Origin of the sequence: Actinomadura sp. NAK00032 (assembly GCF_013364275.1) — a bacterium.
Lineage (GTDB): Bacteria > Actinomycetota > Actinomycetes > Streptosporangiales > Streptosporangiaceae > Spirillospora.
Map to the genome: position 1 here is coordinate 6,085,242 of NZ_CP054932.1, position 20,904 is coordinate 6,106,145.

The window sequence follows — 20,904 nt, forward strand, 5'->3', positions numbered from 1 at the left end:
GCCCCGTTTCGGACGGAACCGTAGTGGGCGCGGCGCGTGTCCGCCCGGGTTTTCCCGGATGCCTCAGTTCTCGCGGATCGCGTCGGCGTAGCCGGGAACGGTGATGTTGCGGCCGGAGACGACGACCGCCAGCCGGCCCTCGACGGCCACCTCACCGGCGAGAACGGCGGCGACGCCCGCCGCGCCGGCGCCCTCGGCGACCAGGCCGTGCTCGCGGAGCAGCCAGCGCAGCGCCGTCCGGATCTGGTCATCGGTGACCGCGGTCAGCGCGGCGGTGTCCCCGATGACCTCGGGGGTGACGCAGCCGGGTTCGAGGTTGCCGGGCAGGCCGTCGGCGAACGTCTCGCCGACCGGCACCTCGACGGTCCGCCCGGCCGCCACCGAGGCGGACACGCCGCGCGAGACCGCCGACTCGACGCCGACGACCCGGACGTCCCCGCGCTCGCGGGCCCACAGGCACAGCCCGGCGAGCAGCCCGCCGCCGCCGACCGGCGCGACGACGGTGAGCGGCCCGGCCGCCTGCGCGTCCAGCTCGCGGCCGATCGTGCCCTGGCCGGCGATGACGTCGGGGTCGTTGTAGGGGGAGACGAACCGGCCGGGCAGGGTGAGCGCGTGCGCCTCGGCCTGGTCGTAGGTCAGGCCGTGCTCGACGAGCCGCACCGGGAACGCGGCGATCTTCTCGACCTTGATCCGGGAGGCCCGCGTCGACACGACCACGGTCACGTCGGCGCCGGCCTTCGCGGCGGCGTGGCCCATGCCGAGGCCGTGGTTGCCGGCGCTGGCCGTGACGGCGGGCGCGCCGTCCGGCAGCGCCGCGACGGCGGCGAGGGCGCCGCGCACCTTGAACGAGCCGGTCGGCTGGCACGTCTCCAGCTTCAGCAGCGCGCCGGGCGCCAGGCCGGGCGACGGGACGAGCGGCGTCGGTTCGAGCGCGGCGGACACGGCGCGCCAGGCGCGGTCGAGGTCGTCCGGGCCGGGCGCGCGGACGGCGCGCGGCGTCACGGCCGCTCCCCGGTCTCGCCGGTCTCCCCTGCTCCCCCGGCGATCCGCTCGTGCAGCCGGCTCCGGATCTCCTCGGGCGTGTAGGCGCGGCGGCGCCGCTCCGAGCGCACGATCACGGCGCCGGTCGCGGCGACGCCGACGAACCCGGCGACGCCGAGCGCCTTCCACAGGGCCCGGCTCTTCCACAGTCGCATGCGGGCTACGGTAGCGACCATGCCGGGCACCAGCATCTCCCTGGACGAGGCCGCCGACCTGACCCGCACCGGTGACGTGTGGCTGTTCCGGGGCCGGACGGTCGCCGACCGCGCGATCCAGATGACCACGAACAGCCCCGTGAACCATGTCGGGATGGCGCTGGTCCTGGACGACATGCCGCCGCTGATGTGGCACGCCGAGCTGGGCCGCTCGCTGCGCGACATGTGGACGGGCGGGCACCACCGCGGCGCGCAGCTGCACGACCTGCGCGAGGCCGTCCTGGCGTGGGGGAACCGGTACGGGCAGCGGGCGTGGCTGCGGCAGCTGGAGCCGCCGCCGACCCGCCCGATGGAGGACGCGGCGCTGCGCGCGGTGGCGCGCCTGGACGGCACCCCGTTCCCCTCGACGTCGAAGCTCGCGACCCGGTGGCTGCGGGGACGCGTGCCCATCCGGCGGCCGGCGGAGCGGGAGATGGATCTGGAAACGGCGTTCTGCGCGGAGATCGTCGCGGTGACGTACCAGGCGATGGGGCTGCTGCCGAAGGGCCGCCGCCCGAACTGGTTCGACCCGGGCCGGTTCTGGAGCGGGGACGACCTGGAGCTGGAGGCGGGCGCGGTGCTGGGCGGGGAGATCGCGGTCAGCGTGCCCGCGGCCTGACCGGCCGCCGGTCGCGCAGCGAGCCGGGGTGCAGCCGGCGGCGGAACCGGCGCAAGCGCCCCGCCTTGGCAGTGACAAGGCGGCCCAGGGCGTCGGTGTGGTGCCAGGCCCGGTCGGCGGCACGCGGGTCGGGGCGGGACGCGGCGAAGCGGCTGTGGTTGACCAGGTCGGCGAGGGGCCGCAGGTGCCCGCCGGCCTCCTCCCCCACGGCGGACGCGCCGAAGCGCGCGACCTCGGACGCGGTGAGCGTCCGGACCGTGGACAGGCCGGCGTCGGCGAGGTGGTCGAGCGCCTGGTGCCAGGCCCCGGTGATGCGCGCGGCGGGCGGTCCCGTGCGGCGGCGGCGCTTGCGCAGGGCGGGCGCGAGCAGGACGGCGCACAGGTAGCCGATGACGGCGGCGCCCACCGCGATGGAGGCGAACACCCACCACGGTGTGGGCGCCTCTTCGGCGGAGGCCGGGCCCTGCTGCTGCTTCTGCGTCGTCTTGGCCGGGCCAGGGTCGTTCTGCTGGGCGGCCGCGCTCTGCTGGGCCTGTTCCAGCTTCTGCTCGGTCTCCCCTGCGGCGACGCCCTCGCCGCCCTTGGACGGGCGTCCGCTGTCGGGGAGCGGGTTGAAGCGGATCCAGCCGAGCCGGTCGAACTTGACCTCCGGCCAGACCATGACGTCGCCGGAGCGGACCAGGACGGTCCCGCCCTCGCGTTTCCCGCCCTCGAACCCCACGACGACGCGGGACGGGAGCCCGATCGTCCGGGCGAGCAGGGCGTAGGCGGTGGCGAAGTGCTCGGGCGTGCCGCGCCTGCCCTCGCCGAGGAAGTAGTCGATCTGCCGGTAGGAGTGGCCCGGCGGCGCGGTCACGTCGTACTTGGCGAAGACCTTGAGGTACTCGGCGAGCGACGCGGCCTTCTGCAGCGGCGTGGTCGCGCCGCGCGTCGCGGCCTGCGCGAACCGGCGGAACTCGGCGATCTGGACGGGCGGCTTCCTCGCGCCCGGCCCCCAGGGCAGCTCCCGCGCGGCGGCCGCCTCCGCGTCGGACGCGACGCCCGCGCCGGCCAGGTCGGCGGCCGTCCACTCGGGGACGGCGGCCTGGACGCGGTAGGTCTGGCCGGGGCGCAGCGGCCGGTCGGCGGCGAGGGCGCCGCTGGCGGGGTCGGCGACGACGGGCAAGCCGTCCACCCGCCGGGGCCGGTCGGGCGCGGGCACCCACACGCCGGGCAGGTCGCGGATCGTGATGCGCTGGGAGACCTCGTGGCTCCTGTCCGGCTCCGGCCCCGCCGGGACGCGGCTCCCGGTCGGGACGAACCGGGCCGTGGACGACCAGGTGACCCCGTCGAACCGGTCCAGCACGGCGAGCCGCTCGAGCTCCGTCCGGTCGGACTGGACGGTGAACATGGCCTGGCCGGGGGCCAGCAGCCAGCCGCCGACGCGGTCGAGGGGGCTGACGCCGTCGCGCAGCCGGGGCGGCGGCGCCTGCACCTGCTCGCGCGGGTCGTAGGGGGTGGCGCTGACGGGGACGAGCGGGCCGGCGGCGAACGCCAGCGCCCCGAGCGCGGCGGCGGCCGGCACCCCGGCGGCGAGCGGCCGCCAGGCGATCCCCGCGCCGGGGCCGTCCGCGCGGACGAGGACGAGCACGGCGACGAGCACGGCCGTCGCGGCGGCGAGCGGCAGGTTCGAGCCGGGGCCGCCCGCGCCGAGCGGCAGCGCCACCGCCCACGCGCCGAGCGCCGGGAGCGCCGGGACCGCGCGCGCCGAGGTGCGCAGCGCCAGCTCGGCGGATCCGAACGCCGCGAGCCACACCGCCACGCTGACCAGGACGAGCAGTTCCGGCTCGGCGGGCGCGGGCAGCAGTGTGGTCAGGATCGCCTTCCACGAGCTGAGCACGCCCTCGCGGAGCGTCTGCGGAAGCGTCCCGTCGCTCAGGGCCGGACGCAGGACGGTCAGCGACACCGTCGCGCCCCAGGCGGGCACGGTCAGCACGAGTGAGATCCACAGCGGCCAGGGGCTCTTCTTGCGCGGGCCCGACAGCAGCCCGCACAGGACGGTCGGGACGGTGGCCGCGACGGCGGCGACCGGGACGACCGGCCCGAGCCCGAACACGCGCTGGAACGCCAGGCCCGCGACGGCGGCCAGGCCCGCCGTCACCGCGAGCGACAGGTACCGGGTCACCGGGCGCTCCCCAGCCGCCGCCACGACTCCGCCAGCCCGTCCAGGCCGGCGACGTCGACCGGGTGGACGCCGGGCGGCGCGGGCGCGGGCCCGGCCGGGCGGACGCGCAGCACCACGACCCGGTCGAACCGGGACCGCACCGACGCGATCCGGCCCAGCTCGGCGTCGCCGGTCGTGACGACGACGAGGGAGCCGCCGGCGCGCACCCCGCGCACCGCGTCGGCCGCCGGCCGCCCGCCCTCGTCCGGCCGGACGGTGGTGAGGGCGTCGAGCAGGACCTCCGGGTCGCCGGGACCGCCGCGCGTCGCGGCGAGCGGGCCGCCGCCGGTCAGGATCCGGACGGGGAACCCCGCGGAGGCCGCCCCGGCGGCCACGGACGCCGCCGCGTCCACCGCCAGCTCGAAGTCGTCGGGCTCCGGCCACGCCGCCGGCCGCGTCTCCAGCACGACCGTCGTGGTCGGCAGGCTCGCGTCCACCAGCCGGCGCACCATCAGGGTCCCGGTGCGGGCCGAGGACTTCCAGTGGATGTGGCGCAGCTCGTCCCCGGCGACGTACTCGCGCAGCGCGTGGAACGTCGCCGTGCCCGCCGGGGACCGGTCGCTCGTCGGCCCGTCCAGGTGGTGGGCGCGGCCGGACGGCAGCACCGGCAGCGGCACCGTCCTCGGCCGGACGAGCAGGACCCGCGGCTCCCCGTACTCCCGCACCCGGCGGGCCAGCCGCAGCGGGTCGGCCCGCACCAGCCGCAGCGGCCCCACCGGGATCTCACCGCGCCGGCCGGTCGGCAGCCGGTAGGTCACCGTGCGCCCGCCGCCCGCGCGCAGGCGCGGGATCGCGACCGCGACCTCGGCGGATCCCGCGGCGTCCCGCGCGCTGAGCCCGCGGATCCCGCGCCCCCGGTTGGCCAGGTGCAGGACGCCGACGGCGGGTTCGCCGCGCGCGACCTTCGCCGGGGCGATCTCCCGGCGGACGTCCAGCCGCGGCCTCGGCAGCGTCCACAGCAGGGCGCCCGCGACCGCGGCGAGCCCGGCGGCGGCGAGCGCGGCGGGCTCGGGGTAGCCGAGCCACCAGCCGGCCGCGTACAGGGGCACCGCGGCCGCCGCCGTGCCCCGCCCGAGCGGCGTCAGCACCGCTAGACCCCGGCGGCCTGCGGCGTGGGCACGTTCTGCAGCACCTCGCCGACCACGTCGGCACCGGTCCGCCCGCGCAGCTCCGCGTCCGGCGTCACCAGCAGCCGGTGCGCGACGACCGGCACGGCGAGCGCCTTGACGTCCTCGGGGACGAGGTAGGACCGGCCGGCCGCCGCCGCCCGCACCCGCGCGGCGCGCAGCAGCGCCAGCCCGGCCCGGGGGCTCGCGCCGAGCCGCAGGTCGGGATGGTCGCGGGTGGCGGCGACGACCCGCACCAGGTAGTCGTGCAGCGGCGCCGCGACGTGCAGCCGCTGCGCGAAGTCGATGGCGCGGGCGAGGTCCTCGCCGCCCAGCACGGGCGGCAGCCGGTCCAGCGCCGCGGCGGCGGGCGCGCCCGCCAGCAGCGCCACCTCGGCGCGGTGGTCGGGGTAGCCCATCGAGATCCGCATCAGGAACCGGTCGAGCTGCGCCTCCGGCAGCGGGTACGTGCCGTCCATGTCCACCGGGTTCTGGGTGGCGATGACCATGAACGGGCGCGGCACCGGGTGCGGGACGCCGTCCACGGTGACCCGGCGCTCCTCCATGACCTCCAGCAGCGCCGACTGGGTCTTCGGCGAGCCCCGGTTGATCTCGTCGGCGACCGCGAGGTTGGCGAAGATCGGGCCGGGGTGGAACTCGAACGCGCCGGTGCCCTGGTGGAACACCGAGACGCCGGTGATGTCGCCGGGCAGCAGGTCGGGGGTGAACTGGATCCGCGTCCACTTCGCCTCGACCGACGCCGCCATCGCCCGCGCGAGGGTGGTCTTCCCCACGCCCGGGACGTCCTCGACGAGCAGGTGCCCCTCGGCGAGCAGGCAGATCAGCGCCAGCTCGATCCGGTCCCGCTTGCCGTGCACGACCCGCTCGACGTTGCCCGCCAGCGCGGCGAACAGCCGGGCGAACCGCCCGGCCACCGCGTCCGCGTCCATCCCCGTGTTCTCGGTCATCCGCCCCTGGACCCCCGTCCCTGCCGACGGGACGGCACCCTAACGGCAATACGGGCCGGAGACGGGGCGATCTCCAACATCAACCCCGATCGGACACGAACCGAACGCGGACATCGTCACGAGCGTCCTAAGGTTGGGCATCGCGACGACGAACTCCGAGGTGGACGTGGAAGACGTGAGCATCGGCGACATGTGGGACCGGTTGACGGGGTCGCAGCCGGACCCGCCGCTCTGGCTGGTCGGCCTCGTCGGCCTCGTGGCGCTCGGCGCCGTGCTCCACGGCCCCACCTGGCGGATCGCCCGCAACACCGTCACGATCGCGCACGAGGGCGGGCACGCGCTGGTCGCGCTGCTCACCGGCCGCAAGCTGGACGGCATCAAGCTGCACTCCGACACCTCGGGCGTGACGGTGTCGCGCGGCAAGCCGCACGGCCCCGGCATGATCTTCACGGCGCTGGCCGGGTACGTCACGCCGCCGCTGCTCGGGCTGTTCTTCGCGCTGCTGCTCGCCTGGGGCCGGATCACGCTGATGCTGTGGTTCTCGCTGGCGCTGCTGGCGGCGATGCTGGTGATGATCCGCAACGCCTACGGCGCGCTGTCGGTGGTCGCGACCGGCGCGGTCATCCTCGGGGTGTCGTGGCTGGGCAGCTCCGAGGTCCAGGCCGGGTTCGCCTACCTGGCCGCCTGGTTCCTGCTGCTCGCCGCGACCCGGCCGGTGATCGAGCTGCAGCGGATGCGGGCCCGGCACATGGCGCCGAGCTCCGACGCCGACCAGCTCGCCCACCTGACCGGGGTGCCCGGCCTGGCCTGGGTGAGCCTGTTCGGCGCGACCGCGCTGCTCGCCCTCGTCGCCGGCGGCGCGCTGCTCGTGCCGGACGTCTCCGTCCCCGATCTGCCGCGGCCGCCCGGCTTCTGACCGGCCGCCGGCGGGGCGGGCGCGGGGCGGGCGCAATGTCGTAGGGCGCCGATAGTTTCGGTGGTGTGAGGGAACGATGGGCTCGGGAGCAGGTGCTCGGCCTGGCGCCGGACGCGTCGTCCGCGAAGGCCGCCGGCGGTGTCGCCAAGCCCGCCAAATGGGCCGCGACGGGGTGTGACGGCGAGGCCGTCTGGGGCGAGTGCCAGGGCAGCGGCAGGTCCGTCTACCGGACGTGCGCCGACCTGGCCGAGCCCGCGTTCCGGTGCACGTGCCCCAGCCGCAAGTTCCCCTGCAAGCACGCCCTCGGGCTGCTGCTCCTGTGGTCCGACGGCACGGTCGACGAGGGCCCCCGGCCCGGCTACGCCGCCGAATGGATCGAGGACAGGCGAGAGCGGGCCGGCAAGGCGGCGCGGAAGCGGGCCTCCGCGGCGGCCAAGACCAAGGACCCGAAGACCGCCGAGCGGCGGGAGCGCCGCGTCGGCGACGGGCTCGCCGAGCTCGACCAGTGGCTCCGCGACCAGGTCGCGCACGGGCTCGCGCAGGCCGAGAAGGCGCCCTACCGGCTCTGGGACGACGCGGCGCGGCGGCTCGTCGACGCGCAGGCGGGCGCGCTCGCCGGGCAGGTCCGGGGCCTCGCCGCGCTGCCGCGCCGCCCCGGGTGGCCGGGCCGGCTGCTGGAGGAGTACGCGCTGCTGCGCCTGCTGGTCCAGGCCCACCGGCGGCGCGACGAGCTGCCCGCCGGGCTGCGCGACACCGTCCGCTCCCGGGTCGGGTTCACCGTGCCGCAGGAGGAGGTGCTGTCGGGCGGGGAGCGCGTCCGCGACCTGTGGTCGGTGACCGGGTCGCACGACACCGCGCAGGAGCTGCTGACCACCCGGCGGGTGTGGCTGCGCGGCCACCGGACGGGCCGCCCCGCGCTGGTGCTGTCGTTCGCGGCGCCGGGCACGTCGCTGGACGCCTCGCTCGTGGTGGGCACGGAGGTCGACGCGGAGCTGGCCTTCTATCCGGGCTCGCAGCCGCTGCGGGCCCTGGTCGCCGACCGGTACGGGGCGGCCGAGCCGGGTACGCCCGGCGGGACGTCCGTGCGCGAGTTCCTGGGCGAGCACGCCGCCGCCCTGGCGCTCGACCCGTGGCTGGACCGCTGGCCCGCGACGCTGGCCGGGGTCCGGCTGGCCCGCGCCGAGGGCGGCGGCCTGTCGGTGGTCGACGCGGCCGGCGACGCGCTGCCGCTCCGGATGGGCGACCCGTGGCGGCTGCTCGCGCTGTCGGGCGGCGGGCCGGTCACGCTGTCCGGCGAGTGGAGTCCGCGCGGGCTGCGCCCGCTGGCGGCCTGGCACGACGACGAGGGGACGGTGGTCCTGTGAGCGCGTGGAACGAGCACGTCACGGCCGCGCTGCTCGGCACCGAGCGGCGCGACCCGCCGGCCCTGCCGGAGGCCCCGGCCGAGACCGGCGACCGGGCCGGCCGGCTGCTCGACCAGGCCGCGCTGCTGGCCGTCCGGCGGCGGGCCGGGTGGATGCCGCCCGGCCCGGGCCCGGAGGGCGCGACGCCGGAGCCCGTCGCGTTGGCCCCGGTCGAAGACGTCCCGGTGGTGCCGCCCGCCGCGGCGGCGCGGCTGCGGCGGATCCTCGCCGGGGAGCAGCTGCGGGTGCTGCCCGAATGGCTGGACGCGGCGGCGGCGCACGGCTTCCGCGTCCCGGTGCAGGCCCTGCCCGACCTGCTGGAGCGCGGCCGCAGCGACCGGATGCTGCGGCCGTCCATCGCGCGGGCGTGCGGGCGGCGCGGCGTGTGGCTGGCGCTGCAGAACACCGACTGGGCCTACCTGGTCGGCTCCGGCGACGATCCCGCCGGCGGCCCCGAGGTGTGGGAGACCGGGACCCGCAACCGCCGCGCGGCGTACCTGACCAGGCTGCGCGGCAGCGAGCCGGAGCGCGCGCGGGAGCTGCTGCGCGAGACGTGGAGCAAGGAGCCCGCGCCCGACCGCGCCGCGTTCCTCGCCACGTTCGAGCACGGGCTGTCGCCCGCCGACGAGGAGTTCCTCGAATCCGCCCTCGAAGACCGGGGCAAGGACGTCCGGCAGCTCGCGTCCGACCTGCTCGCCCGCCTGCCCGGATCCGCCTACGCGGCGCGGATGGCGGCGCGCGCCCGCGGCTGCCTGGCCCCGGAGACCCGCACCGTGCGGGGCCGGCGGCAGACCTGGATCACGGTCGAGCCGCCGCACGCCCACGGCGACGACATGGCCCGCGACGGCATCCCCTTCCACCCCAGCGGGTCGTTCGCGCCGCGCGGCGGGGGCGGGCCGGTGGGCACGCGGGCCGCGTGGCTGCGCGAGATCCTCGCCCGCACCCCGCTGTCCACCTGGACGGAGCTGTTCGGCCTGCCGCCCATGGAGATCGTGTGCCTGCCCATCGAGGCGGTTGCCGGGGGGTCTGGGGGGTCGTCCCCCCAGAATGAGATCGAGGCGGTTGCCGGGGGGTCTGGGGGGTCGTCCCCCCAGAATGAACACGTCGAGTCCGACGGGCGCGACGTCCACATCGGGTGGGCCAAGGCCGCCCTCGGCCAGCGCGACGCCGGGTGGGCGCGGGCGCTGCTGAAGGGCGGCGTCATGGTCGACGAGCCGGAGGCGCTCGCCGACCTGCTGGCCGTCCTGCCCGCGGGCGAGCGCGACGCCGCGGCGGCCGACCTGATCCGCTGGGTGGCGGGGCGGCCGGAGCTGCTGCGCGTCCTCGAACGGGTCCCCGGCCCGTGGACGGGGCCGCTCGCGGCGGCGGTGGTGGCGACGCTGACCGCGTCCGCCGAGCGGCCCACCCGCCGCGACGAGCACCTGATCACCCAGCTGTGCCGGCTCGCCGACCAGCGGCTCGACCCGGCCGCCGCGCCCCGCCTCGCCCCGCTGACCGCGCCGGACGCCGCCGCGCCGCGCGCCGTCACCGACCTGATCGCCACCCTGGGCTTCCGCGACGAGATGCTGAAGGAGCTGACCCCTTGACCGAGGATTCGATGCCGGGCGGTCCGGAGGGTTCCCCCTCCGGCGCGAACGCCGTCCTGCGCCCGCACGCCGAGCAGGAGTACGCGGGCGAGCTGGCGCGGCTGGCCGAGCACGACGACCGGCCCCGGCCGCCCGGCTGGCGGCTGTCGCCGTGGGCCGTCACCACGTACCTGCTCGGCGGCGAGCTGCCCGACGGGACGGCGGTCTCCCCGAAGTACGTCGGGCCGCGCCGGCTCATGGAGGTCGCGGTGGCGACGCTCGCGACCGACCGGGCGCTGCTGCTGCTCGGCGTCCCCGGGACGGCCAAGACGTGGGTGTCGGAGCATCTCGCCGCCGCCGTCAGCGGCGACTCGACGCTGCTCGTGCAGGGGACGGCGGGCACGGCCGAGGAGGCCATCCGCTACGGGTGGAACTACGCGCGGCTGCTCGCCGAGGGCCCGTCGGAGCGGGCGCTGGTGGAGAGCCCGCTCATGCGGGCGATGCGGCGCGGCGCGGTCGCCCGCATCGAGGAGCTGACCCGGATGCCGTCCGACGTCCAGGACACCCTGATCACCGTCCTGTCGGAGAAGACGCTGCCGGTCCCGGAGCTGAACACCGAGGTGCAGGCGCGCAGGGGCTTCACGGTGATCGCCACCGCCAACGACCGCGACCGGGGCGTGAACGAGCTGTCCAGCGCGCTGCGCCGCCGGTTCAACACCGTCGTGCTGCCGCTGCCGGAGTCCGTCGAGGACGAGGTCGGCATCGTGGCCCGCCGCGTCGACCAGATCGGCGCGGGGCTGGAGCTGCCGGAGTCCCCGGCGGGGCTGGAGGAGATCCGCCGCGTCGTCACCGTGTTCCGCGAGCTGCGCGGCGGCGTCACCGCCGACGGGCGCACCAAGCTGAAGTCGCCGAGCGGGACGCTCAGCACCGCCGAGGCCATCTCGGTGGTCACCAGCGGCCTCGCGCTCGCCGCGCACTTCGGCGACGGGGTGCTGCGCGCCGCCGACGTCGCGGGCGGCATCGTCGGCGCCGTCGTGCAGGACCCGGTGTCCGACCGGGTCGTGTGGCAGGAGTACCTGGAGGCCGTCGTCCGCGACCGCCCCGAGTGGCGGGACTTCTACCGCGCCTGCCGGGAGGTCTCTTGAGCCACGTCGAGGTCTACGGGATCCGCCACCACGGGCCCGGCTCGGCGCGGGCGCTGCGCGGCGCCCTGGAGGAGTTCAAGCCGGACGCGGTGCTGATCGAGGGGCCGCCCGAGGCCGACCCGATCGTGGGCCTGGCCGGCGACGGGGGGATGGTGCCGCCGGTCGCGCTGCTCGCCTACTCCCCCGCCCCGGCCCCCGGCACGGGGGACGGCGACCGCAAGGCCGCGTTCTGGCCGTTCGCGGAGTTCAGCCCGGAATGGCAGGCGATCCGGTACGGGCTGGCGGCGGGCGTGCCCGTCCGGTTCTGCGACCTGCCGGCGGCGAACCAGCTCGTCCCGGCCACGGCGGAGGACGAGGACGCGGACGAGGACGAAGGGCGGGCGGCGGAGCCCGCCGCCGAGGGGATCCGGCTCGACCCGCTCGGCTGGCTGGCGAAGGCGGCCGGCTACGACGACGCCGAGCGCTGGTGGGACGACGTGGTCGAGCACCGCGGCGGCGGCCCGTCCCCCTTCCCGGCGATCGCGGAGGCCATGGCGGAGCTGCGCGCCCAGCTCGCCGAGCGGCCCGAGGACGCCGGGCCCGCCGCGCACCGGCGGCGCGAGGAGCAGCGCGAGGCGCACATGCGGCGGACGCTGCGCCGCACCCTCAAGGAGGGCCACGAGCGGGTCGCCGTGGTCTGCGGCGCGTGGCACGTGCCCGCCGTCCGCGCCAAGGTCCCGGCGGCCCACGACGACCGGACGCTGCGCGGGCTCCCGAAGGCCAAGGTCGCGATGACCTGGGTGCCGTGGACGCACGGTCGGCTCGCCGGGCACTCCGGCTACGGCGCCGGCGTCCGCTCCCCCGGCTGGTACCACCACCTGTTCGCCGCCCCGGACCGTCCGATCGAGCGCTGGCTGACCGCCGCCGCCCGCGTCCTGCGCGAGGAGGACCTGCACGTCTCGTCCGCGCACGTGATCGAGGCGGTCCGGCTCGCCGAGGCCCTCGCCGCGCTGCGCGGCCGCCCCCTCGCCGGGCTGGAGGAGGTGACCGAGGCGACCCGGGCCGTGCTGTGCGAGGGCGCCGACCTGCCCGTGGAGCTGATCCAGCGGCGGATGGTCGTCGGGGAGCGGCTCGGCGCCGTCCCGGAGCGGACCCCGATGGTGCCGCTGCAGCGCGACCTGCAGGCCCAGCAGCGGCGGCTCCGGCTCAAGCCGTCGGCGCTGGACCGCGAGCACGACCTCGACCTGCGCAAGCCCACCGACCTGGAGCGCAGCCGGCTGCTGCACCGCCTCCGCCTGCTGGACGTCGACTGGGGCGTGCCCGCCGACGCGGGCCGCTCGAAGGGCACGTTCCGCGAGACGTGGACGCTCGCCTGGCGCCCCGAGTTCGACGTCGAACTGATCGAGGCCAGTGCCTGGGGCACCACCGTGCGCGGCGCGACCACCGCCCGCGCCGAGGCGCTCGCCGAGCACGCCACCGCGCTCGCCGACCTGACGTCGGTGGCCGAGCGCTGCCTGCTCGCCGACCTCGGCGACGCGCTCCCGACCGTGATGCGCGCCCTCGCCGACCGGGCCGCCGTCGACACCGACGTCGCGCACCTGATGGCGGCGCTGCCCGCGCTCGTCCGGGCGCTGCGCTACGGCGACGTCCGCGGCACCTCCACCGGCCCGCTCCGCACGGTCGTCGACGGCCTGGTCGTCCGGGTCTGCGTCGGCTTCCCGCCCGCGATCACCGGGCTGGACGACGACGCCGCCCGCGAGTTCCTCGCCCATGTCGACGCCGTGCACGGCGCGCTGTCGCTGCTCGCCGACGAGGGCCACCTCGAACGCTGGCGCCGCACCCTGGAGGGGCTGCTCGCCCGCCCGGACGCGCTGCACGGCCTCATCGAGGGCCGCCTCACCCGCCTGCTCCTCGACGCGGGGCGGCTGCCGGACGTCCCCGACCGGATGGCGCGGGCCGTGTCCGCCGGCGCCGCGCCCGACCGCGCCGCGGCGTGGGTCGAGGGCTTCCTGTCCGGCGGCGCCCTGCTCCTGCTGCACGACGACGAACTGCTCCGCCTGGTGGACGCCTGGATCGCGGGCCTGCCCGCCGGCTCCTTCACCGACGTCCTGCCGCTGCTGCGCCGCACCTTCGGCGCCTACCCGTCCGCCGAGCGCCGCTCCATCGGCGAGCGCCTCCGCCGCCGCGCCGAGCCGGGCACGGGACGCCCGCCCCCGGCCGCAGAGGACATCGACGAGACACGCGCCGCCCCGGCGGCCGGCGCGGTCCTCCAGATCCTCGGCTGGAGGTCCCCATGAGCCCCGGACGCGGCCAAGGCCCACGGCCCTTCCGGGCATCCGGTGTTGGAGAGAGCGCGAGAACGGAGGGATCGGCGTGAGCGCTGACGGTGCGGACGACCGCATGCGGCGGTGGCGGCTCGTGCTCGGCGGCGAGCGCGCCGACGGGACCGGGGTGTCGCTGACCGGCGACGACGCCCGGATGGACGGGGCGCTGGAGAAGCTCTACGGCGGCGGTGGCGACGAGGGCCGGCCGCGGCCCGGGCGGCGCAGCGCCGGCCTCGGCGACTCGGCGCCCTCGGTGGCGCGGTGGCTCGGCGACATCCGCGAGTACTTCCCGTCCAGCGTCGTGCAGGTCATGCAGAAGGACGCGATCGAGCGGCTCGACCTCACCCGGCTGCTGCTGGAGCCGGAGATGCTCGACGCCGTCGAACCCGACGTGCACCTGGTCGGGACGCTGCTGTCGCTGAACCGGGTCATGCCGGACCGGGCGCGGGAGTCGGCGCGGGCCGTCGTGCGCGCGGTCGTCCGCGACCTGGAGCGGCGGCTCGCGCAGCGGACGCGGTCGGCGGTCGGCGGCGCGCTCGACCGGTCGGCGCGGGTGCTGCGGCCGCGCCGGCTCGCCGACGTCGACTGGGAGCGGACGATCCGCGCGAACCTGCGGCACTACCTGCCCGAGCACGGCACGCTCGTCCCGGAGCGGCTGATCGGGTACGGGCGGCGGCGGCAGGCCGTGAAGCGGGACGTGGTCCTCGCCGTCGACCAGAGCGGGTCGATGGCGGCGTCGGTGGTGTACGCGAGCGTGTTCGCCGCGGTGCTGGCGTCGATGCGGTCGCTGCGCACCTCGCTCGTCGTGTTCGACACGGCGGTGGTCGACCTCACCGACCAGCTGCACGACCCGGTCGAGGTGCTGTTCGGCACGCAGCTCGGCGGCGGCACCGACATCAACCGGGCGATCGCCTACTGCCAGGGCCTCGTCGCCCGTCCGGCCGACACGATCATGGTGCTGATCAGCGACCTGTACGAGGGCGGCGTCCGGGAGGAGATGCTGCGCCGGATCGGGGCGCTGACGGCGGCGGGCGTGCAGGTGGTGGTGCTGCTCGCCCTGTCGGACGAGGGCGCGCCCGCCTACGACCGCGAGAACGCGGCGGCGCTGGCGGCGCTGGGCGTCCCGGCGTTCGCGTGCACCCCGGACGCGTTCCCCGAGCTGATGGCCGCCGCGATCGAGCGCCGCGACCTCGCGGAGTGGGCGGAGCGCCACGCGTCACCGGGGTGAGCGCGACAGCCCCCGCGCCAGCAGCACCACGACGACGGCGGTCAGCACCGCGTGCCCGGCGAGGGCCGACGCCTGGACCTGCACGAGCGCGCCCCACGCCCCCCACATCGCGACGCGCACGACGCGCGCGGCCATCACCGTCCACGCCGCCGCCCGGGACCCGCGCCACGCCAGGATCACCGCGACGAGCGTGACCACGGCGACGACCGCGAACGACGACGCCACCACGGGCAGCAGCCCGCCCCGGTGCCCCTCGCTGAGCGACGGCCGGGCGATGAGGATCGCCAGCGCGGCGACGTCGAGCGCCGCGAGCACCCCCGCGAGCACCAGCCCACTCCCCAGGGCCGCCCCGAGCCGCACCCGCCCACCGCCTGCGGTCGCGGTCGCCCGCGGCTCCCCCGGGGCCGCGTCGAAGCCCCACGGCGCCCCGGCCTCCGACACCGCGGCAGACCCCGGCACCGCCCCAGAACCCGACAGCCCGGCAGACTCCGGCAGCACGCCAGAACCCGGTGGCATGGCAGAACCCGGCAGCGCACCAGGTCCCGGCAGCGCGGCAGAACCCGGCGGCGCCGCAGACCCCGGCGATGCGGCAGAACCGGGTGGCATGGCAGAACCCGGCAGCGCGGCGGTTCCGGATGGCGGGGCAGAACCCGGGAGCGCGGCGGTTTCGGGTGGCGCGGCAGACCCCGGCAGGGGGGCGGGCTCGGGTGGTGCGGTGGTTTCTGGCGGTGCGGGGATGCCAGGCGACGCGGTGGGGGTGGGGAGGGGTTTGGTCGGGGGGTGGGTGGTGCGTGTGCCGAGGAGCCAGAGGAGGACGTCCTCGGAGGTGGGGCGGTCGGCCGGGTCCTTGGCCAGGCAGGCGGCGGCGACCTCGGCGAGGGGGCGGGCAGGGCGCGCAGGTCGGGTGTCTCGTGCAGGATCCGGTACATGACGGCGGGGAGCGGGCCGCCGGCGAAGGGGTCGCGGCCGGTGGCGGCGAACAGCAGGGTGCCCGCCCAGGCGAACAGGTCGGCGGCGGGCCCGGCCCGGCCGGCGAACTGCTCGGGCGCCATGTAGGCGGGGGTGCCGACGACCTGGCTGGTCAGCGTGGCGCCGGCGGCGAACGCGCGGGCGATGCCGAAGTCGATCACGCGCGGGCCGTCCGGGCCCATCAGGACGTTCTGCGGCTTGAGGTCGCGGTGCGCGACGTTCGCGCGGTGGATCGCCGACAGCGCCGTCACCGAGCTGATCGCGAGCCGGTCGAGGCCGGCGCCGGCGCGCGGCCCCTCCGCCAGGACGAGGGCGCGCAGCGACGGGCCCGGCACGTACTCGCTGACGATGTAGGGGCGGTCGCCGGCGGTGTCGGCGGCGAGCATCTGCGCGGTGCAGAACCCGGCGACCCGCTGGAGCAGCGCCAGCTCGCGGACGAACCGCTCCCGCGCGTCCGCGTCGCCGAGCAGCCGGGCGTGCAGCAGCTTCACTGCGACGCGCGGCGGCCCGGACGCCGGGTCCACGGGGCGGCCGAGGTAGACCGACCCCTGCCCGCCCGCGCCGAGCCGGGCGAGCAGCTCCCAGCCGCCGAGCCGGGTCGGGTCCGCGGCGTCGAGTGGTTCCGGGCCCGCCATTTCGCACCCCCGCGAAAACTGGAGCATTCCGCCGCGCACAAATCCGTTCCGCCCGGCATCGAAGAGTATAGGTACGGCGAACCGGGGGCGGGAGTAGACGCATGCGTGAGATCCATTCACCATTTGTCCGGCGGCGGGCGGCCGCGGCGGCGGTCGCGGCGCTGGCGCTCGCGGCGGGCGCGCTCGCCGGCTGCGGGGACGCGGGCGCGGCCATCACCCGGCTGACCGTCGGATCGCCCGGCCCCGAGCCCTACACGCTGGTCGCCGGCACCGACGAGACGGGCGTCAAGGAGCGGCCGCGGGCGGGCGGCACGAAGACCGGCGACTCCCCCGGCCTCTACGGCGGGACGCGGCGGGCGTCCACCTGCGACCAGCGGAAGCTGATCGAGTTCTTGCAGGCCAACCCCGACAAGGCACGGGCGTGGGCGGGCGTGCAGGGCATCCCGGTGAGCGACATCCCGCGCTATGTGTCGCGGCTGACGCCGGTGCTGCTGCGCACCGACACGCTCGTCACCAACCACGGCTACGGCAACGGGAGGGCGACCAGCGGGCCCGCCGTCCTCCAGGCCGGAATGGGCGTTCTCGTCAATGGCTACGGGGTGCCGGCGGTGAAGTGCAATTGCGGCAATCCGCTCACCCCGCCCGAGAAAAAGATCTCCACCGGGAACGCGTCCTATACTGGCCGGTCCTGGCCGGGATTCGAGCGGCGGAATGTCACCAGGATCGCGCCGCGGGATTCCCGGAAGGGGACGATCACCGCCTTCGTGCTCGTGGACCCGGGCGCGACGATGGGGTTCGAGCGGCCCCGCGCGACCGCCGGCGAGGCGGACGGGCCGCCCGCGGAACTGCCGCCCACCGAGACCGAGGTCCCCGCGAGCGGCACGCCGTCGCCGTCCGACTCGGGCCCGCGCTCGCCCGGGGTCGAGTCGCCCGGCACCGAGTCGCCGGGGACGCAGTCGCCGGGCCTCGAATCGCCGGGCACCGAGCCGCCCGGCACCGGCTCGCCCGAGCCCGGAACCTCTCCGGGGTCGGCGGGCGTGACGTCCGGCGACCCGGGTACGGGCATCGGGACGGAGCCACCGGACGGGGACGGGCCGGGCGACCCGGTCTCGCTCCCGCCGGCCACGGAGCCGGCCCCCGCGATCTCCTGACGGGCAATGCGCTACATTTGCTCATATGAGCAGTCAGTCAGATGTCGCGCCCGCCGCGGGCCCCGCCGACGCGTGCGCCGTCCGGGTGGTCGATCCCGAGAAGGTCGCGATCGTCACCGCCGCGCTGCCGGGCACGGAGACGATCACCGAGCTGGCGCAGGTGTTCGGGCTGCTGTCCGACCCCGGCCGGCTGCGGGTGATCATCGCGCTGCTCGAAGGGGGCGAGATGTGCGTGTGCGACATCGCCGCGTCCTGCGGGCACTCGGAGTCCGCGGTCTCGCACGCGCTGCGGCTGCTGCGCGCCAACCGCGTCGTCCGGGTCCGCCGCGCCGGCCGGATGGCCTACTACCGGCTGGACGACTCGCACGTCCGGATGCTGCTCGACCTCGCCCTCACCCACATCGGCCACGGGGAGGAAGGCACATGAGCGGGCACGGCAGGGCGGACGGGAGCGGCGGCCACGGCCACGGGCACGGGCACGCGATCTCGGCGGGCGCCGACCGGCGGCTGCTCGGCGGCGCGCTGGCGCTGATCCTCGTCTTCATGGCGGTCGAGACGGCGATCGGCCTGATCTCCGGCTCGCTGGCCCTGATCTCCGACGCCGCGCACATGATGACCGACGCGTTCGCGATCGCGCTGGCGCTGGTCGCGATGCGCATCGCCGCGCGCCCGCCCAAGGGCGGCTACACCTTCGGCCTGCGCCGCGCCGAGATCCTGTCCGCGCAGCTCAACGGGCTGACGCTGATCCTGCTCGCGGCCTACTTCAGCTACGAGGGCGTCCGCCGGCTGATCGAGCCGCCCGACGTCGAGGGCCAGTTCGTGTTCTGGACGGCCCTCGCCGGCATCGCCGTCAACGTCGCCGCGACCTTCCTGATCAGCCGGGCCGACCGGAGCAGCCTGAACGTCGAGGGCGCGTTCCAGCACATCCTCAACGACCTGTTCGCGTTCATCGCCACGGCGATCGCCGGCCTGCTGGTGTGGACGGCCGGCCTGGCCCGCGCCGACGCGGTCGCCTCGCTGGTGGTGGCGGCGCTGATGGTCAAGGCCGGGTACGGGCTGCTGCGGGACGCCGGCCGGGTGCTCATGGAGGCCGCGCCGGCGGGCCTCGACCCGTCCGAGCTCGGCGCCCGGCTGGCCCGCCGCCCCTGCGTGGAGGAGGTCCACGACCTGCACGTGTGGGAGGTCAGCTCCGGCTACCCGGCGCTGTCGGCGCACGTGCTCGTCGACACGCAGGGCGACTGCCACGCCGTCCGCCGCGACCTCCAGGAGTTGCTGCGCGACGCGTACGGGATCACGCACACGACGCTGGAGGTCGACCACGTCGCCGAGCGGGCGGGCGGCGCGCACGTGCACTGCGAGGACGCGCACGGCCCCCGCCATGTGGCGGAGGCCGGCGGGCCCCACGATCACGCGGGCAGCGCGCCCTGTGATCATTGACCCCTGATCACGGGGCGCCTTGTGATCACTGACGGCAGGGCGTGCCGTTCAGGGTGAAGGACGCGGGCGGCGGGTTCGTCCCGCCGCTCGACCCGTTGAAGCCGATCACGACCGAGCGTCCCGGCCGGATCGCGGCGTTCCAGGACAGGTCGCGCGCGGTGACGTCCGCGCCGTCCTGCGCCCAGGCCGCGCTCCAGCCGTGCGTGACGCGCTGGTCGGCGGCGAACGCGAACCCGAGCGTCCACCCGGAGACGGGCGAGGTGCCGGTGTTGGCGACGGTGACCTCCGCCGTGAACCCGCTCCCCCACTGGCTCAGCACCTTGTAACCGACCTTGCAGGCCGAGGCGGGCGGCCCGGCGTCCGCCGGGATCTCGACGAGCGTGATCGAGGACGCGGGGAACGTCGAGGTGAACCCGTCCGGGCCGAGCGCCACGTCCGGCTCGCGGACGATCGACGCCAGGTCGTCCGCGCCGTAGCGGTAGACGTGCCCGGCCGCCGTGCCCGACCGCCCGGTGATCGAGACGGTGCTGGTCAGGTCGTCGGTGAGCGACTTGTTGACGATCATCAGCGTGAGCGCCTTGTCGGACGAGCGCTCCGCCGCGTACACGGCCAGCGCGCCCTGGTCGGCGCTCGCCGCGGCGACCGACGTGTCGCCGAAGGACGCCCCGGCGCCGTCGTAGTTCCGGTACATGCGGAAGGCGTAGGCGCCCGGGTCGGACGCGCCCGGCGGCGCCCACAGCGTGGCGAGGTCCAGGCCCTCCCGCCCGAAGATCCCGAGGACGTCGGCCTGCGCGACCGCGCCGTTGAGGTGGCCGAGGGCGCCCCAGTTGTACTCGGTGATCGCGAGCTTGGTGCCGGGGTAGTTCTCCTCCACCAGCCGGCGCATGCGCGGGATGAACTCGATCGGCTGGTCGATCCAGCTCTCGTCGGTGTACGTGGGATCCCAGAGCTGGCGGGTGGAGCGCAGCCGGAGCTCCTGGGTGGCCGCGTCGCCGGCCTCGCCGAGCGCGACCCCGCTCTGCTGCGGGTAGAGGTGCTCATCGAAGTAGTCGAGGACGCGCGTGCCGTGCTCCTGCTCGTACGCCTTCATCTGCCGGAGGTACCAGGCGGCGAAGGGCACGCCGCCGTGCGCGGCCCGGTCCGGCGGGTTCGACCAGCAGTCGCCGCCCTCGCGGTCGCACGTCTGCTTGTCGAGACCCGACATCGTCAGCGACTGGAAGCCCCAGCCGACCGGGCCGAGCGTCTTCGCGCCCGGATCGGCGGCCTTCACGGCGGCCGCGATCGCGTACGTCTGGTCGCGCATCTCGTCGTAGCCCGCGCCCTCGGGGTGGACGTCCCGGTGGGTCGCGTGCCAGAGGTCGGGTTCGTTGTCGAGGTTGTAGAACCGGACGCCGCCGTCCTTCGCCAGGCCGTACTTGCCGGTCAGGTGCGCCAGCCAGTCGGTGATGTACTCCGGCCCGGCGGGGACGCTGGTGTCCGCCGGGTCGTTGCCGGTGACGTTGGTGCCGTCCGGTCTGACGCCGTTGCCGCAGTCCGGGCGCCACTGGGTGTCGGCGCCCTGCTGCGGCCCGTACTTCGCGATGCCGAAGCCGCAGGTGTAGTCGCGGGCCTTCGGCGTCCAGCCGATCAGCGGGACGGTCAGGATCGTGCCGGTGCCGGTCCTGCGGTCCTGCTCGGTGAACTGGTCGGTCTCGGAGCCGTCCGGCAGCGCCGCCGGGTCGGGGGCCGGGCCGGGGACGTTCTCGAAGTACCAGTCCGAGCCCCGGTTCGTCTCGTCGTAGAGGTAGTTGTAGCGGGTGGTCGCGTTGCCGCCCCACCGCCGCACGGGGAGCCTCAGCTCCTTCGCCAGCGCCTCGTCGGCGAAGTTCATCCCGTAGACGTCGGGGCTGATCGCGTGGCGGGACGCCGCCGGGTCGACGGTCAGCGCCGGTCCGTCCGCCGCCCGCGCGGTGGGCGCCGCCCACGGCAGCAGCGCCGCCGCGAGGACGCCCGCCAGCAGCGCCCTGCTCTTGGCCGCCATG

Annotated in this window: 17 protein-coding genes and 1 pseudogene; 10 read left to right on the forward strand and 8 right to left on the reverse strand. The window is 76.4% G+C overall.

What is annotated here, in order from left to right; translation table 11 throughout:
- Positions 1 to 63: 63 nt before the first annotated feature.
- Positions 64 to 1,002 carry a threonine/serine dehydratase gene (locus HUT06_RS28100; RefSeq protein ID WP_176198455.1) on the reverse strand — a complete coding sequence of 313 codons (939 nt, stop codon included), beginning with the start codon at positions 1,000 to 1,002 and terminating at the stop codon, positions 64 to 66.
- Positions 999 to 1,196, reverse strand: a complete 198-nt coding sequence (locus tag HUT06_RS28105; RefSeq protein ID WP_176198456.1) for a hypothetical protein — start codon at positions 1,194 to 1,196, stop codon at positions 999 to 1,001. Before HUT06_RS28105 ends, HUT06_RS28100 begins: the two co-directional genes overlap by 4 nt.
- Positions 1,197 to 1,215: 19 nt before the next feature.
- Between HUT06_RS28105 and HUT06_RS28110 the strand changes: the two genes are divergently transcribed.
- On the forward strand, positions 1,216 to 1,854 hold the full coding sequence (locus tag HUT06_RS28110; RefSeq protein WP_176198457.1) for a hypothetical protein: 639 nt from the start codon (positions 1,216 to 1,218) through the stop codon (positions 1,852 to 1,854).
- Here the strand turns inward: HUT06_RS28110 and HUT06_RS28115 are convergent.
- From HUT06_RS28115 to HUT06_RS28125, 3 genes are read right to left on the reverse strand one after another with little or no spacing between them, the layout of a single operon-like run.
- Entirely contained in the window at positions 1,835 to 4,018 is a 2,184-nt protein-coding gene (locus tag HUT06_RS28115) for a DUF3488 and transglutaminase-like domain-containing protein (protein ID WP_176198458.1), read from the reverse strand. The two genes, HUT06_RS28110 and HUT06_RS28115, sit on opposite strands and share 20 nt — an antisense overlap.
- Positions 4,015 to 5,145: a DUF58 domain-containing protein gene (locus HUT06_RS28120; protein WP_176198459.1), complete on the reverse strand. Its 1,131-nt coding sequence runs from the start codon at positions 5,143 to 5,145 to the stop codon at positions 4,015 to 4,017. The genes HUT06_RS28115 and HUT06_RS28120 overlap by 4 nt, the downstream gene beginning before the upstream one ends.
- 2 nt (positions 5,146 to 5,147) lie before the next feature.
- On the reverse strand, positions 5,148 to 6,131 hold the full coding sequence (locus HUT06_RS28125; protein ID WP_254715430.1) for a MoxR family ATPase: 984 nt from the start codon (positions 6,129 to 6,131) through the stop codon (positions 5,148 to 5,150).
- Positions 6,132 to 6,321: 190 nt separating this feature from the next.
- Here HUT06_RS28125 and HUT06_RS28130 point away from each other — a divergent pair, with 190 nt between their 5' ends.
- From HUT06_RS28130 to HUT06_RS28155, 6 genes are all read left to right on the forward strand, one after another.
- A complete protein-coding gene (locus tag HUT06_RS28130; RefSeq protein WP_176201672.1) occupies positions 6,322 to 7,047 on the forward strand; it encodes a M50 family metallopeptidase in 726 nt (241 codons plus the stop codon).
- A gap of 65 nt (positions 7,048 to 7,112) precedes the next feature.
- On the forward strand, positions 7,113 to 8,411 hold the full coding sequence (locus tag HUT06_RS28135; protein ID WP_176198460.1) for an SWIM zinc finger family protein: 1,299 nt from the start codon (positions 7,113 to 7,115) through the stop codon (positions 8,409 to 8,411).
- Complete coding sequence (locus HUT06_RS28140; RefSeq protein ID WP_176198461.1) at positions 8,408 to 10,036, forward strand: DUF5691 domain-containing protein; 1,629 nt, start codon at positions 8,408 to 8,410, stop codon at positions 10,034 to 10,036. Before HUT06_RS28135 ends, HUT06_RS28140 begins: the two co-directional genes overlap by 4 nt.
- Before the next feature lie 11 nt (positions 10,037 to 10,047).
- Entirely contained in the window at positions 10,048 to 11,160 is a 1,113-nt protein-coding gene (locus HUT06_RS28145) for an AAA family ATPase (RefSeq protein WP_176201673.1), read from the forward strand.
- Positions 11,157 to 13,436, forward strand: coding sequence for a DUF5682 family protein (locus tag HUT06_RS28150; RefSeq protein WP_254715431.1), 2,280 nt, complete (start codon positions 11,157 to 11,159; stop codon positions 13,434 to 13,436). Before HUT06_RS28145 ends, HUT06_RS28150 begins: the two co-directional genes overlap by 4 nt.
- 103 nt (positions 13,437 to 13,539) lie before the next feature.
- Complete coding sequence (locus HUT06_RS28155; RefSeq protein ID WP_176201675.1) at positions 13,540 to 14,691, forward strand: VWA domain-containing protein; 1,152 nt, start codon at positions 13,540 to 13,542, stop codon at positions 14,689 to 14,691.
- Here HUT06_RS28155 and HUT06_RS44810 read toward each other — a convergent pair.
- Positions 14,680 to 15,189: a hypothetical protein gene (locus HUT06_RS44810; RefSeq protein WP_254715859.1), complete on the reverse strand. Its 510-nt coding sequence runs from the start codon at positions 15,187 to 15,189 to the stop codon at positions 14,680 to 14,682. The two genes, HUT06_RS28155 and HUT06_RS44810, sit on opposite strands and share 12 nt — an antisense overlap.
- A gap of 473 nt (positions 15,190 to 15,662) precedes the next feature.
- Positions 15,663 to 16,418: pseudogene (locus tag HUT06_RS44815) on the reverse strand (serine/threonine-protein kinase); the annotation flags it as partial.
- On the opposite strand from HUT06_RS44815, the gene HUT06_RS28170 reads away from it, so the two are divergent.
- From HUT06_RS28170 to HUT06_RS28180, 3 genes are read left to right on the forward strand one after another with little or no spacing between them, the layout of a single operon-like run.
- Complete coding sequence (locus HUT06_RS28170; protein ID WP_176198464.1) at positions 16,397 to 17,446, forward strand: DUF6777 domain-containing protein; 1,050 nt, start codon at positions 16,397 to 16,399, stop codon at positions 17,444 to 17,446. The pseudogene HUT06_RS44815 and the gene HUT06_RS28170 sit on opposite strands and share 22 nt — an antisense overlap.
- A gap of 25 nt (positions 17,447 to 17,471) precedes the next feature.
- Positions 17,472 to 17,873: a helix-turn-helix transcriptional regulator gene (locus HUT06_RS28175; protein ID WP_176198465.1), complete on the forward strand. Its 402-nt coding sequence runs from the start codon at positions 17,472 to 17,474 to the stop codon at positions 17,871 to 17,873.
- Positions 17,870 to 18,883, forward strand: coding sequence for a cation diffusion facilitator family transporter (locus tag HUT06_RS28180; protein ID WP_176198466.1), 1,014 nt, complete (start codon positions 17,870 to 17,872; stop codon positions 18,881 to 18,883). The genes HUT06_RS28175 and HUT06_RS28180 overlap by 4 nt, the downstream gene beginning before the upstream one ends.
- A gap of 25 nt (positions 18,884 to 18,908) precedes the next feature.
- On the opposite strand, the gene HUT06_RS28185 is transcribed toward HUT06_RS28180, so the two are convergent.
- The gene (locus HUT06_RS28185; RefSeq protein WP_176198467.1) at positions 18,909 to 20,903 is read right to left on the reverse strand and encodes a glycoside hydrolase family 44 protein; all 1,995 of its coding nucleotides are present in this window, start codon (positions 20,901 to 20,903) and stop codon (positions 18,909 to 18,911) included.
- Position 20,904 lies beyond the last annotated feature (1 nt).

Coding starts and splice junctions, on each gene's coding strand:
- HUT06_RS28170 (WP_176198464.1), top strand. CDS start 16,397: ATGCGTGAGATCCATTCACCATTTGTCCGGCGGCGGGCGGCCGCGGCG.
- HUT06_RS28110 (WP_176198457.1), top strand. CDS start 1,216: ATGCCGGGCACCAGCATCTCCCTGGACGAGGCCGCCGACCTGACCCGC.
- HUT06_RS28185 (WP_176198467.1), bottom strand. CDS start 20,903: ATGGCGGCCAAGAGCAGGGCGCTGCTGGCGGGCGTCCTCGCGGCGGCG.
- HUT06_RS28130 (WP_176201672.1), top strand. CDS start 6,322: ATGTGGGACCGGTTGACGGGGTCGCAGCCGGACCCGCCGCTCTGGCTG.
- HUT06_RS28105 (WP_176198456.1), bottom strand. CDS start 1,196: ATGCGACTGTGGAAGAGCCGGGCCCTGTGGAAGGCGCTCGGCGTCGCC.
- HUT06_RS28125 (WP_254715430.1), bottom strand. CDS start 6,131: ATGACCGAGAACACGGGGATGGACGCGGACGCGGTGGCCGGGCGGTTC.
- HUT06_RS28175 (WP_176198465.1), top strand. CDS start 17,472: ATGAGCAGTCAGTCAGATGTCGCGCCCGCCGCGGGCCCCGCCGACGCG.
- HUT06_RS28180 (WP_176198466.1), top strand. CDS start 17,870: ATGAGCGGGCACGGCAGGGCGGACGGGAGCGGCGGCCACGGCCACGGG.
- HUT06_RS28145 (WP_176201673.1), top strand. CDS start 10,048: ATGCCGGGCGGTCCGGAGGGTTCCCCCTCCGGCGCGAACGCCGTCCTG.
- HUT06_RS28155 (WP_176201675.1), top strand. CDS start 13,540: ATGCGGCGGTGGCGGCTCGTGCTCGGCGGCGAGCGCGCCGACGGGACC.